General features: G+C 40.8%; 14 protein-coding genes. 2 read left to right on the top strand and 12 right to left on the bottom strand.

The window, feature by feature from the left end; translation table 11 throughout:
* Positions 1-20 precede the first annotated feature (20 nt).
* From I2H52_RS02645 to I2H52_RS02595, 11 genes are all read right to left on the bottom strand, one after another.
* Complete coding sequence (locus tag I2H52_RS02645) at positions 21-1,790, bottom strand: DUF262 domain-containing protein (protein WP_195594062.1); 1,770 nt, start codon at positions 1,788-1,790, stop codon at positions 21-23.
* A 327-nt stretch (positions 1,791-2,117) separates the two neighbouring features.
* Entirely contained in the window at positions 2,118-3,473 is a 1,356-nt protein-coding gene (rlmD, locus tag I2H52_RS02640) for a 23S rRNA (uracil(1939)-C(5))-methyltransferase RlmD (RefSeq protein WP_195594058.1), read from the bottom strand.
* A 74-nt stretch (positions 3,474-3,547) separates the two neighbouring features.
* Positions 3,548-4,522 (bottom strand): DUF1002 domain-containing protein, encoded by a 975-nt coding sequence (locus I2H52_RS02635; RefSeq protein WP_045617080.1) that lies wholly within the window; start codon positions 4,520-4,522, stop codon positions 3,548-3,550.
* Between the two features lie 74 nt (positions 4,523-4,596).
* On the bottom strand, positions 4,597-5,211 hold the full coding sequence (gene pmp23 / locus I2H52_RS02630) for a cell wall hydrolase Pmp23 (protein WP_033584216.1): 615 nt from the start codon (positions 5,209-5,211) through the stop codon (positions 4,597-4,599).
* A complete protein-coding gene (locus tag I2H52_RS02625; RefSeq protein ID WP_045617078.1) occupies positions 5,211-6,185 on the bottom strand; it encodes a nucleoid-associated protein in 975 nt (324 codons plus the stop codon). Before I2H52_RS02625 ends, pmp23 begins: the two co-directional genes overlap by 1 nt.
* Positions 6,186-6,192: 7 nt before the next feature.
* Positions 6,193-7,449, bottom strand: a complete 1,257-nt coding sequence (gene glyA / locus I2H52_RS02620) for a serine hydroxymethyltransferase (protein WP_045617077.1) — start codon at positions 7,447-7,449, stop codon at positions 6,193-6,195.
* A gap of 59 nt (positions 7,450-7,508) precedes the next feature.
* Positions 7,509-7,940, bottom strand: a complete 432-nt coding sequence (locus tag I2H52_RS02615; protein WP_000942954.1) for a GNAT family N-acetyltransferase — start codon at positions 7,938-7,940, stop codon at positions 7,509-7,511.
* Position 7,941: 1 nt separating this feature from the next.
* A complete protein-coding gene (locus I2H52_RS02610) occupies positions 7,942-8,544 on the bottom strand; it encodes an L-threonylcarbamoyladenylate synthase (RefSeq protein ID WP_045617075.1) in 603 nt (200 codons plus the stop codon).
* A complete protein-coding gene (gene prmC / locus I2H52_RS02605) occupies positions 8,528-9,364 on the bottom strand; it encodes a peptide chain release factor N(5)-glutamine methyltransferase (protein WP_045617074.1) in 837 nt (278 codons plus the stop codon). Before prmC ends, I2H52_RS02610 begins: the two co-directional genes overlap by 17 nt.
* On the bottom strand, positions 9,364-10,443 hold the full coding sequence (gene prfA, locus I2H52_RS02600) for a peptide chain release factor 1 (RefSeq protein ID WP_045617072.1): 1,080 nt from the start codon (positions 10,441-10,443) through the stop codon (positions 9,364-9,366). The genes prmC and prfA overlap by 1 nt, the downstream gene beginning before the upstream one ends.
* Positions 10,440-11,030 carry a thymidine kinase gene (locus I2H52_RS02595; RefSeq protein ID WP_000068128.1) on the bottom strand — a complete coding sequence of 197 codons (591 nt, stop codon included), beginning with the start codon at positions 11,028-11,030 and terminating at the stop codon, positions 10,440-10,442. The genes prfA and I2H52_RS02595 overlap by 4 nt, the downstream gene beginning before the upstream one ends.
* 122 nt (positions 11,031-11,152) lie before the next feature.
* Between I2H52_RS02595 and I2H52_RS02590 the strand changes: the two genes are divergently transcribed.
* Both I2H52_RS02590 and mnmE read left to right on the top strand, forming a co-directional pair.
* Positions 11,153-11,335, top strand: a complete 183-nt coding sequence (locus I2H52_RS02590; protein ID WP_001117401.1) for a 4-oxalocrotonate tautomerase — start codon at positions 11,153-11,155, stop codon at positions 11,333-11,335.
* 134 nt (positions 11,336-11,469) lie between these two features.
* Positions 11,470-12,843, top strand: coding sequence for a tRNA uridine-5-carboxymethylaminomethyl(34) synthesis GTPase MnmE (gene mnmE / locus I2H52_RS02585; protein ID WP_084851129.1), 1,374 nt, complete (start codon positions 11,470-11,472; stop codon positions 12,841-12,843).
* Positions 12,844-12,889: 46 nt separating this feature from the next.
* On the opposite strand, the gene dapA is transcribed toward mnmE, so the two are convergent.
* The gene (dapA, locus tag I2H52_RS02580) at positions 12,890-13,825 is read right to left on the bottom strand and encodes a 4-hydroxy-tetrahydrodipicolinate synthase (protein WP_000121606.1); all 936 of its coding nucleotides are present in this window, start codon (positions 13,823-13,825) and stop codon (positions 12,890-12,892) included.
* Positions 13,826-13,862: the final 37 nt, after the last annotated feature.

Below are 13,862 nucleotides of genomic sequence, written 5' to 3'. Positions count from 1 at the left end.
CTTAATTCTATCGTTCTAGTTTATTCAAAAATAAAATCAGCAATTCGTTTAGCAGCTTTTTCTGTTGCCACTTCAATGTCAGTTTTAGTCCAAGTGTCATTTACATAATTAACAAGAGATTTAGCTATTGGGAACTTACTACCTATATATCCATGACCACTTGTGATTGTATTCTCTCTTTTTGTTCTAAACCAAGCATCTCCAATTCCACGATTTATTTCGGATTCAAGGAGAATTTTATTACCAAGTTTCTCAGCATAATCTCTAAATTCTTCCTGGCTTTCTAGTCCAGCATCTGATATAATATTTTCTCTATTCAAACCACTTTGCGGCATAATGTGTTCAACATCAATATTTCCATCTAAATTAAAGTCCATACCTTTTTCCAATGAAAATAGGAATTCATTTACATAAAGAATAGAATTTGAAACACCACTTTCAGTCAAAGTTTGTTTAACATCTTCATAAACAAAATTAGTATGAATATGGTTCTTTATTTTTGAAATAAGTTCGTCGATTGAAATTGAATCGACTTGACTGTACATCAGATTAATTTCTTCTAGGAAGCCTTTAAAAAGTTTATGGCTATATGAGAGTTCAGATAATTCAATCAAAACTCCAAGTCTTAGTAAGTATTCCAGATATGTGTTGTCTTGTCTGAAAAATAAATAACTACTAACAAAAGGTCGTAAATTACCGTTTAATTTGTTTATCAATTGACCATTGATAGTATCAGATACTCGTTCAAAATTGTTTATTATTGTATTTAGTTCAGAAGTAAACAGAATATCTTCATTTAATAGATGCTTATTTTTTGAGAAAAAGGCTCTTATACCAGGATTTCTTCGATCAGCACCGTTTTGTTCTGAAAGTTTTACGAAAATATAGTGAGTAATTAACGCATTTAAGTCTAATCTAGATGAATCTGTACGTTGTACAATCTCTTGCCAATTTTTTTCGAAATTTTTCCTATCTGATGAGTTTGCGGTGGTCTTAGATACGATTACTTCAATTGGGGTCAATGGAACACCAGTCCCATTTAAAGAATTGAAAATATTTATAGCCTGATCAGTATTATAACTTGTAATAGTAATCACTTGGCAATTATCAATAAAGTGGTTAGCAAAATTGATAAGAGTAAAAACATTCAATTCGTTACACATATTGTAAAAATATCTAAAGTTTTTATAGAAGTTAGTATATCGGTTGTCTTTCTGGCGACGATAGATTTGGTGAACTCTATCTTTAATAGATACAAAATCTTTACCTAGCAAGATAGTAGTCATCTCACTAGCATATTTTTCTGAAATCGAATGATTTAGATACTTTATTCTATCATCGCTAGGATAATACAGTCCATCAACGAAATCATCTTTTTCGTCATCTGAAACATTGAAAAGCATTGTGACAATCTGCTCTTTAAGACCATTAAGACGTTTCACTAATCTGCGTGCATCAGTATCTAGAGTCGGTTGAAGTTCAACCTCCTTATCAATCTTCAATAAGATTGCCTTAAGAAGTAACATAAATGTCGTTGTTCTTTGCTGGCCATCAATCAAGGTTACTTCATGCTCTTCTCCAGATTCTTGAGCAATGAGAACAGCTCCAAAGAAATAATTGTCTTGGGAACTATCATCGAAATTTTCCATATGAAGATTAATATCTTCAATGAGTTGTTCACATTGTGGTACTTGCCAAGCATAGGGTCTCTGATAGGTTGGAATATAAAATTCTGATTTTCCAAAATAAGATTTTATTGTTTGTAAAGCCGGTTGAATATCGTTTCTCATTCAGATTCTCCAATAATTTTTCTTATGATATTATATCACGAAAACGCTACATTTAAACTCTAAGTATATCCGAACCATCTAACTTCTACTTATCTCCCTGGATCAAACCTTGTTTGAGTTTCATTAATAGGGGATACGTTTATTCCCGTTAACGCCTAGTCTATGGTAACAACTCCGTACCCCCTAGGGTTTATGGAAATAGATTGACAGCCTATCAGGCTATCACATCAAGATACTCAACTTGTATTCTCACTCTGATACTTCCCCCGCACATAAGAAAAAGCCTTACCTACAAGGCTTTTCTTAACCCCTTTCGTTACAAGGTTTCTAGGCTTTTACCAGCAAAGCTACACACTCAACGTGATGCGTCTGAGGAAAAAGATCCACTGGCTGTACTTTCCTCAACTCATATCCCAATTCTTGGTAGAGTTTGATATCACGCGCCATGGTTGCGACATTACAGGAGATATAGGCGATGCGGTCAGCCCCAATTTGGCTACTTGCTTTGATAAAGCTTTCGGTCAATCCCTTGCGTGGTGGGTCAACCAAGATAACGGTTGGTTGGATACCTTCCTTGAGCCAATTCCTCATGGCATTTTCAGCTGTGTCGCAGACATAGTGGGCATTTGTGATATTGTTTAATGCAGCATTCTTCTGGCTATTCTCAACTGCTTCTGGGATGACCTCAACTCCATAGACTTCCTTAACATGTTTCGCAACAGAGAGGCCAATCGTTCCAATCCCTGAGTAGGCGTCGATCACCACATCATCTGCTTTTAATCCTGCAAAATCAATAGCTGTTTGATAAAGTTTCTCTGCCATTTCAGTATTTACTTGATAAAAAGCTGGCCCAGCGATTTGGTAGTCATTTCCCAACATCTGGTCGATAATATAGTCTTGACCATAAAGAGTTTTCCACTCCTTGCCAAAAATCGCATTGGTATTCTGGTCGTTGATATTTTGCATGACAGACACGATCTCTGGGAACTGCTTGATAAGGTGTTCAATCAATTGCTCCACTCGGAAAACTTTCGGACGAGTTGTTACTAAAATGACCATGATTTGTCCTGAATAGTGCCCACGTCGCACTACAAGATTTCGAATCAAGCCAGACTGTTCCTTTTCGTCATAAGGTTTTAAATCAAAACGACGAAGCAAATCTCGAAGGGCTACTATGACTTGGTCAATGACAGGATCCTGGATAAAGAAATCTTCAAGGGGCATGAGATCATGCGAATTTTTACGGAAAAAACCAGTTTCCAAGACACCATTCACTCGACGAACGGGCACCTGGGCCTTGTTTCGATACTGGATTGGATGTTCCATGCCGAGCGTTTCAGCGACCTCTACATCTGCAATACCAGCAATCTTGTAGAGACTGTCTTTGACTTGCTTCGTTTTGAACTTAAGCTGCTCTGGATAGGCAAGATGCCCCAAATCAGCAATACCTGAGCGTAGATAAGCTAGGTCAAGGTCTTGGTTACGATGTGGAGAGTAAGTAAGGTATTCTTCCACTTTCCCAAAGCCAATCTTTTTATTGACCTTAAGGACACGCATGAGGATTTTCTCAGTTGGTAGAGCATTTTCTACAAAGAAAACCAAACCATCTACCTTAGCAACTCCAGCACCTTCATGGGTCAAATCGACAATTTCAACTTCTACAATATCATTTTTCTTTAGCATATTTTTCACTTTCTATCGGCCGACAAAAAAAGACGGCAACATTTCTGTTACCATCTATTATATCATGAAATGACCTAAGCACCAAAACTCTTGAAAAAGTTGACAATGGCTTGCCAAAGGGAGCTAAAGAAGTTGCCCCCGTCTTCTAGCGCTTTATTGGCATCAAAGTTGAGGTTGATATTTTTGAAGCTATCTCCAGCTTGGGAGACAATGCTTTGCTTAAGGTCATTTAGGGTTTTAGTGAAATCAGCATTATTCAAGATGTCACTCTTTGAGAGGTTGAGTGCAAAATTGATGATGATATTGACCTGGTTTCCTGTTATAACCTGATCGAGTTTGTAGTTTTTTAGTGTGTCTTCTACAATTTTGCGGACATCCTCTTCTGTCAAATTACCTTTGGCTTCTTTTGCTTTTGCGATTCCTGTCTTGATATCTGCCAAAGCGACATTGAGTTTATTGGCATCGTAGCCTGATTTGTCCTTATTTTCAGCATTAATATCGGATAAGGCTTTTAGTTCCTCTTGGGCCAAGTCTTTATTGGCTTGCGGTACTTTAGCACCATTGGCCTCTAACGAGTAGTAAATCCCTGCCAGGGCACTTTCACCTGTAACTGGAATAGGAGCTGCAACTGTGATTTTAGCATGCTCTACTCCCAAGGTCACCGCTGCATTACGATACATATCCTGCGTCACCTTGGTGATATTTTCAGGCGTTTCAATCTTGACTTCTAGAGGCGACTTATCACCTAGCTTTTGAATCTTAGCTGATGAATAGAGCTGTAGACTAGCATCATTAGCCACATTCATAATTTTCGAATAGATATCAGGTGTCATAGTTTTGATATCTTTGGTGTCTTTTGATGCGTCATAGCCAAGTTTGCTAAGAGTTTGATTTTTCTGGTCTTCAGATAGAGAAGAACCTAGAACATATTCAGGTTGTACATAGGTTTCATCGATTACTTTTTGAACATCGGTTGCTGCGTGGACGCTCGTCATAGCTGTTGCGGCCCACAATACTGCAGCACTTATTAGAAAGAATTTCTTTCTCATGGGATATTCCCTCCTTTACCTTTCTAGATTAATAAAACAATCTTAAAGAAAACTTATAGCAAAAAACACCTGGTCTAACCAGATGTCGAAAAGAAAGTGAAACATTTTATGATATAAAGGTTCAGTTGTACCTGTCTAGAATAGTAATAGTTTCCACCATTTACATAGAGTTCAGCTCCGTGAAAGATAGAAATAGGGTGAATATAACTATAGGTCTTTCCAGTGGTATTGCCAAGGATTGGGGCAACAGTCTCACGGGAATAACGCTTGGCCAGCGCTAGTGTATTTTTCTTGCCATTCTGAGCGATAAAGTCTATATAGGCAGGTCCAAAATTATAGGCTTGAACGGCAGTCCAGATATCTACCCCCTTGCTCTGAGCCAGATAGAGGTTATCTGTTAGAGTTTGAATCCCTTGACGAATACTGGAGGCATTGTCATTGATGGTGTTGGTTGAGCCACTTGCAGACTCACTAGACTGCATGACATCCCCTTCTTTTCCTTTTGTTTCGGTATAAATCATGGCAAGCACCAACTCTTCATTGGCTGGAGTATCTTTTTCACTCAAGATTTCTCGAACCATGGGTTGGTAGGTCATGACTTGTTTAACATCCTGATGGATATGATAAGCTTTATATCCTGCGAAAAGGAAGACTGCTAGCACAAGCACTCTTCTTATAAATTTAAACATTATTTACTTTGAATATCCTCGATATTTTTGATTAAGATAGAGTAGGTTCCATTGTCATTTTGGATAAACTCGACCGATTCTGCGTCTTGATAGACGTTATTGGGAACGATGAGCTCGATTCCATTTGACAAGGAAAGCTTTTGGTTTTCAAATTTCTTGAGCTGACGACTGGCATCAATTTCATCGAACTGGACTGGTTCTGGTACGGCTTCCTTTACTTGGTCGATAAAGCTCAAACGAGCTGTCAGATTGTTGTCAAAAAGGTCATTAGCCAATTTCTCAGGAGACAACTCATTGTTTTCTTCAAGATTGTTGAAAATCGCTGATTTGACCTTGGATTGAAACTGAAAATCATCCGTGTTAAAGGACTCTGCAATTCTCTGGGCTGTTTTTTCCAATTCCTTGATGGATTTCTTGGGAGAAATCTTAGGAGCGACAGCAAGCAGATTTTCTGAAAAGTAGTTCAAAAAAGTTCCATTGTACTTGATTCGTTTCTCGATCAGGTGGTACTTGCGATTTTGAAGATTGATGACCAAAGCCTCATCAGCTCCCGTTCCAAATCCAGGCAGGTTATTCTGAGTCAGCTTGATTGGATTATCAACTTCTCCTCCAAGGTGGGTCAAGGTTTCCCGCAGGGCAATTCGTAAGAAAGCGAAATGCTCTACCCCTTCTTTAGAAAATTGCACAAAAATCAAGTCATTGGTCTTGAGGTTTTCTGAAATGCTGAACTCTTCTTTCCAGAGATTAGCCAGTGTTACCGAAGTCTCCAACAAATCGTCTGTGATGTGATTGAAGAAGGGATTTTCTTCCTCGAAAATCCCAGTCTTGGCTTCATCTGAATACACACGTTCAATTTTTTTGCGCAGGTATTCTTCGATTTTTGGCGTGATATTGAGAAATTTATCCGCTAGGAACAACTCCGTATCATCTGGGCTGAACTGATGGATAATAGCTTTCTTAATATAAATGTCCATAAAAGTATTAGTCCTCGTATAATGGGAAGGCATCTGTCAATTCTTTGACTGCGCTTCTCACTTCTTTTAAGACAGCCTCATTTTCTGCATTTTTAAGAGTTTTAATGATGAGTTCAGCCACTTTACGGCTTTCTTCTTCACCAAATCCACGTGCAGTGATGGCTGCAGATCCGATACGAATCCCACTTGTCTTGAATGGTGACAAGGTTTCGTAAGGAATTGAGTTTTTATTTAGAGTAATATTGACTTCATCCAGCAAGTTTTGAGCAACTTTTCCGTTTTCTACAACCTTGGTTACATCCACTAGGAAGAGGTGATTTTCAGTCCCTCCAGAAATGATACGGAAATCAGGGTCTTGCAAGAAGACTTCAACCATAGCCTTGCTGTTTTTTATGACATTAGCAGCATATTCCTTGAAAGCTGGATCCAAAACTTCTTTGAAGGAAACAGCCTTAGCAGCGACTACATGTTCCAAAGGACCACCCTGAATACCAGGGAAAATAGCTGAGTTGATTTTCTTAGCTAGGTCCTCATCATTTGTCAAGATCAAACCACCACGAGGTCCACGAAGGGTTTTGTGGGTCGTTGTTGTGGTGATATGAGCGTATGGCACTGGGCTTGGGTGAAGACCAGCTGCAACCAAACCAGCGATATGAGCCATATCGACCATGAGCTTAGCTCCAACAGCATCTGCAATTTCACGGAATTTTGAGAAGTCGATAATTTGAGAATAGGCTGAAGCACCTGCTACGATTAGTTTTGGTTTTACTTCTTGGGCTTGTTTCAAGATGGTATCAAAATCCAAGAGTTCTGTTTCAGGATCCACACTATAAGAAACGAAGTTGTAGGTTTGACCAGAGAAGCTTACAGGAGCTCCGTGGGTCAAGTGTCCACCTGCAGCCAAATCCATTCCCATTACCGTATCACCTGGCTCAATCAAGGCCATGTAAGCAGCACAGTTGGCTTGGCTTCCTGAGTGAGGTTGGACATTGGCGAATTTAGCACCGAAAATTTCTTTTGCACGTTCAATGGCTAGAGTCTCTACCACGTCTACCACATCTGTTCCACCATAATAACGGCGTCCTGGGTAACCTTCAGCGTATTTATTCGTCAAGATAGACCCTTGAGCTGCCATAACAGCCTTGGAAACTACGTTTTCGGAAGCAATCAACTCGATATTGTTTTGTTGGCGTTCTTCTTCTTTGGCAATAGCATTCCATAGATCAGCATCGTATGCTTTAAAATCGTCTTTGTCAAAAATCATAGGTCCTCTCCTTTATAGTGTGACTGGTCCTTTAGTTTGTTTTTCAATAAGAAAATAAACTAAAAGATGCGAATAAACCGTTTCTGCACTTTATCACAAGTATAACCAACTTTTTCATAAAATGCATGAGCTCCCAGACGATGATCAGCAGAGTTTAAGCGGATAAACCCATAACCCCGTCTTTTTGCTTCTTGATCCAACCCTTGCAGTAAGCTTTTACCGATACCTCGTCCTTGTGCTTGAGGCGAAACTGCTAAAGCTAAGATATTGAATCCTGCTTTGGAATAGAGGGATTCGTAAACCTCGGCATGGACATATCCAAGTAGGACATGGCTGACCTCATCCTCATAGCCAAGTAGGAAATGATGAGAATCCTGAGACAGTCTAGCTAGTTGACTAGCTGTGTCCTCTGGACTAAAAGAATAGCCCAAAGCCTCTTGGTTAATCTCACATATAGCATTCACATCTGTTTCTTGCAAATCTCTTAGCATCTCATTCCTCCTCAAAAGAAATCTCTGACAACTGTGCAAGAATATCTTCTCGCTTAATCGCCCCTTGGCGTAAGATTTTCACCTCGTCTCCAGACAAATCCAAAATAGTCGAATCCTGTCCAGTTAGAAAAGCGTCGTCCTCCAGCCCCAAAACCTCTTGGTCAAAATCCTCTAGAATTTGAGCAAAGGTCACTCCACTCGCCTGACCCGAGATATTGGCAGACGGCCCAATCAAAGGACCTGTCTCTCGAATTAAATCAAGTGTAATGGGGTGACTCGGCATCCGAAATCCGACAGTTACAAGACCAGAGTTGACCCAATAGGGAACTCGGTCATTGGCTTCGAGGATAATGGTCAAGGGACCCGGTAAAAAGGCATCTACAAGCTTTTGTAGATAAGTTGGCTGATTCTTTGAAAAGTGCAAGATGTCCTCTAGAGAAGCGACATTAAGATTGAGTGCCTTATCTCTGGGACGACGTTTGAGTTGGTAAACATGGTCGACAGCTTTTTCGTCTAAGGCCTTAGCAAAGAGACCATAAACTGTCTCTGTAGGCAAAACAACAGCTCCGCCTTTTTCCAACTCTTGTCTAATCCTGTCCATCATCAACTACAACCATCCTATCTTGACCAAATTGGTCCTTGAGTGTTCGTACCCGTTTTTCAGGAAGATGTTTCCTAAAAAGCGCAGGAACACTTTGACCTTGCTTGTATCCAATTTCAAGGTAAATCTTACCACCATCTGTAAGATAGTCTTTTGCATCTTCCGCAATTCTGCGGTAAATAGCTAGGCCATCCTCATCTGCAAAGAGAGCTAGATGAGGTTCTGAATGCAAAACATTCAAACCAACCTCTGACTCATCTTCACGAGAGATATAGGGTGGATTGGATACAATTATATCATATTTTTCAGAAATTTCTGCAAAACAATCAGATTTTTTAAAAAATATATTAAGATTTTGATTGCTAGCATTCTCTGATGCAAGCTCTAAGGCGGCTTGGGAAATATCTGCTGCTGTCACTGACCAATCTGGTCTGTTTTTAGCTAATGCAAGGGCTATGGCACCACTTCCAGTCCCGATATCTAGAATCTTAAGACTTTCCTCAGGATTTTCTGTGAGGATGAGATCCACCAACTCTTCTGTCTCTGGCCGAGGAATCAAAACTCGCTCATCCACTTTTAACTGCATTCCAAAGAAATCTGCCTGTCCGATGATATACTGAGCTGGTTTATGGGACGCTAACTGCTGGTAAATTTCTTCTACAAATCGTTTTTCTTCCTCTGTTACCTCTTGCTGGAGGGCAAAGACAAAGTCTGTAAAAGAGAGATTTTTTAAGCTACGATAGACAAAAGAGAGGCTTTCTGCTTCCTCTCCTTGTCTTATCAACGCTTCTTCAAAATCTGAAAATAATTGGGCTAATTTCATTATTTATTTAATTCTTCTAATTTTTGTGTTTGGTCATAGAGCACCAAGGCATCCACAACTTCATCCAATTTACCAGATAAAATCATATCTAGTTTTTGGAGGGTCAAGCCAATACGGTGGTCCGTAACACGGTTTTGCGGGAAATTATAAGTACGAATCCGTTCTGAACGGTCACCAGTACCGACTGTTGACTTACGCTCAGCGTCTTGTTCATCCTGGGCAATTTGTGCAAAGTGGTCAGCAACACGCGCACGGATGATTTTCATGGCTTTCTCACGGTTCTTCTGCTGGGTACGTTCTTCCTGCATCTCAACCTTGATATTGGTTGGCAAGTGAACGATACGCACGGCAGTCGCAACCTTATTGACGTTCTGTCCACCAGCACCTGATGCGTGGTAGATATCAACACGAAGGTCTTTTGGATCAATATCGTACTCTACTTCTTCGACTTCTGGCATGACAAGAACAGTCGCTGTAGAGGTGTGAACACGACCTTGGCTTTCTGTCACAGGGACCCGTTGGACGCGGTGGGCACCAGATTCATACTTGAGTTTTGAATAAACAGATTGACCAGAAACCATAGCAACCACTTCTTTGAAACCACCGACACCGTTCATAGAGGCTTCCATGACTTCAAAGCGCCAACCTTGGGCTTCAGCATACTTTTGGTACATGGTTAGCAAATCTCCAGCGAAGAGCGCTGCTTCGTCTCCACCAGCTGCTCCACGGATTTCAAGGATGATGTTCTTGTCATCGTTTGGATCCTTTGGAAGGAGCAAGATTTTGAGTTTTTCTTCGTATTCTTCTTTTTCAGCCTTGGCATCTTTGAGTTCTTGCTTGGCCATTTCCTCCAAGTCCGCATCTCCACCTGATTCCTTAATCATCTCTTCGGCGTCAACGATGTTTTGAAGGACTTGTTTGTACTCACGGTAGGCTGTTACCGTATCACGAGTTGAAGCTTCTTCTTTTGAAAGCTCCATGAAACGTTTGGTGTCAGACACTACATCTGGGTCACTGAGCAATTCTCCTAATTCTTCATAACGGTCTTCTACAGCTTGTAGTTGATCATAGATGTTCATTTTTCTTCATTCTCCTTATTGATTTCAGGCGCAAAATAATGTTTTCGGCAGACTGAGATATAGGTTTCATTTCCACCGATCTGAATTTGTTCGCCATCATAGACTGGCACACCATCGTGCGTACGCAACACCATAGTCGCCTTTTTCTTACAGTACTGACAGATAGTCTTGATTTCTTCAATCTTGTCTGCTAAGAGCAAGAGGTATTTTGAACCTTCGAACAATTCATTGCGAAAGTCGTTCTTCAAACCAAAAGCCATGACAGGTATGTCTAGCTCGTCCACAACACGAGCTAGGTCGTAAACATGGTGACGCTTGAGAAACTGAGCCTCATCGACTAGCACACAGTATGGTTTCTCAGGTAAGTCTCGGATATAACCAAAGATATCCGTCGTTTCCTCAATCGCAATGGCTGGGCGTTTCATACCGATTCGACTCGACACATAGCCAACACCGTCACGCGTATCCAGAGCAGAAGTCATAATCACAACTCCCTTTCCTTGCTCCTCGTAGTTATAGGCCACCTTGAGAATCTCAATCGTCTTACCAGAGTTCATGGTCCCATAACGATAATACAACTGTGCCATGCTTCTAATTCACGTCCATTTCTAAATTTTTGCTACATTCTAGTATATCATAATTTTCTGAAGCTTTAAACGGCAAAATGTGGTAAAATAGAAGAAATCAAAAACTAGTGGAGGAAGCTATTATGCCATTTGTACGCATCGATTTATTTGAAGGACGCACGCTCGAGCAAAAGAAAGCTCTTGCTAAGGAAGTAACGGAAGCTGTTGTCCGTAACACTGGAGCACCTCAATCAGCCGTTCATGTCATCATCAACGACATGCCAGAAGGGACTTACTTCCCTCAAGGGGAAATGCGCACCAAATAATCTAGCTTAAGCAGAATTGCTTAGGCTTTTTCAATCTCCAAGTAGCATCCATTGAAGAAATAATCTAAATTTGTTACAATTTGAAGAGATGCTTGGATTCATATCCTAAGAAAAGAAATACAAAAGGAATTAGTATGATTACACGTGAATTTGATACCATAGCTGCTATCTCTACTCCACTAGGTGAAGGAGCCATTGGTATTGTCCGCTTGAGCGGAACTGACAGTTTTGCCATTGCGCAAAAGATTTTCAAAGGAAAAGACTTGAATCAGGTTGCCAGCCATACCCTTAACTACGGTCACATCGTTGACCCTCAAACTGGTAAGGTCATGGATGAGGTTATGGTTGGAGCTATGAAGTCTCCAAAGACCTTCACTCGTGAGGATATTATCGAGATTAACACCCACGGCGGGATTGCGGTAACCAATGAAATTCTCCAGCTAGCTATTCGTGAAGGAGCTCGGTTGGCAGAACCTGGTGAATTTACCAAGCGCGCCTTTCTAAACGGTCGTGTGGATTTGACACAGGCTGAGGCGGTGATGGACATCATCCGTGCCAAGACTGACAAGGCTATGAATATTGCAGTCAAACAATTGGACGGTTCTCTTTCTGACCTGATTAACAATACTCGCCAAGAAATCCTCAATACACTTGCCCAAGTTGAGGTCAATATCGACTATCCTGAGTATGACGATATTGAGGAAGCTACTACCGCTGTTGTCCGTGAGAAGACTATAGAGTTTCAGCAATTGCTAACCAATCTCCTTAGAACAGCTCGTCGTGGTAAAATCCTTCGTGAGGGAATCTCAACTGCCATTATCGGCCGTCCCAACGTTGGGAAATCCAGTCTTCTCAATAATCTCCTTCGTGAAGACAAGGCTATTGTAACAGATATCGCTGGTACGACACGAGATGTTATCGAAGAATACGTCAACATTAACGGGGTTCCTCTCAAATTGATTGATACAGCCGGTATCCGGGAAACAGATGATATCGTGGAACAAATCGGTGTCGAGCGTTCGAGAAAAGCCCTCAAGGAAGCTGACTTGGTACTACTAGTGCTAAATGCTAGTGAACCACTAACAGCACAAGACAGACAACTCTTAGAAATCAGCCAAGATACTAATCGCATTATTCTGCTTAACAAAACTGATCTGCCTGAAGCGATTGAAACTTCGGAATTACCTGAAGATGTTATCCGTATTTCAGTTCTTAAAAACCAAAATATCGATAAGATCGAAGAGCGTATTAACGACCTCTTCTTTGAAAATGCTGGTTTGGTTGAGCAAGATGCTACTTACCTATCTAATGCCCGTCACATTTCCTTGATTGAAAAGGCCGTTGAAAGCCTACAAGCAGTTAATGAAGGGCTGGAACTGGGGATGCCAGTTGACTTGCTTCAAGTTGATTTAACACGAACTTGGGAAATTCTCGGAGAAATCACTGGAGATGCGGCTCCTGATGAACTTATCACCCAACTCTTTAGCCAATTCTGTTTAGGAAAATAAGAAAAATCCATGATCCTTCATTCGGTCATGGATTTTATTGTCTTTATTAGTAATCTGGTCTAAGGACACCTGTTACGGTTGCCTTAGTTGCTTCGTAGTCGCCATCTACGACAACTTTGATAATGCGTTTGGCATCTTCTTCTGGCGCTGGAACTAGAGGTAGACGAGTTGGTCCAGCTTCAAATCCCATGTAGTTCAAAACTGCCTTAACTGGAGCAGGACTTGGATAAGAGAAGAGGGCGTTGACCTTAGGAATGAATTTACGCTGAATAGCTGCCGCTTTTTTCATATCGCTTTCTGCAATGGCAGTGAACATCTCGTGCATCTCATCCCCATTTGTATGAGATGCAACTGAGATAACCCCATCTGCACCAAGGTTCATGGCATGGAAAGCATCTCCATCCTCACCAGTATAAATCAAAAATTCCTCTGGCTTGTGCTCAATCAAGTAAGCCATATTGGCCAAGCTGGTACATTCTTTAACACCGATGATATTTGGATGGTCAGCCAAACGAAGCATGGTTTCTGGAGTCAATTCGACAACCACACGCCCTGGAATGTTATAGATGATAATAGGTAAGTCAGAAGCATCTGCAATCGCTTTAAAGTGCTGGTACATTCCTTCTTGAGAAGGTTTGTTGTAGTATGGTACGATCGCAAGTCCAGCTGCGAAACCGCCAAATTCTGCGACTTCTTTGACAAACTCGATGGAGTCACGCGTATCGTTGGTACCTACACCCGCAATCAAAGGAACGCGTCCATTGACAATCTTTTGTACAGCTGCAAAGAGTTCCAACTCTTCATCGTGAGTCAAAGTTGGACTCTCAGCAGTCGTTCCAGCTAGGAGAATGCCGTCTGTGTGATGGGCCAATAAATGCTCAATCAAGGCTGGAATGGCATCAAAGTTGATGGAACCATCCTCATGGAAAGGGGTAATGAAGGCTGTGATGATTTTACACTCTTTTAAATCTTGATAAGACATGAAAACACCTCTCTATTCAAAGAAGGAGTTCATCTGA

Source organism: Streptococcus oralis (assembly GCF_015561235.1).
In the GTDB taxonomy this organism is placed as follows: domain Bacteria; phylum Bacillota; class Bacilli; order Lactobacillales; family Streptococcaceae; genus Streptococcus; species Streptococcus oralis_BK.
Note: the sequence above shows the minus strand (reverse complement) of the source record. Positions and strands in the feature narration are given on the sequence as shown.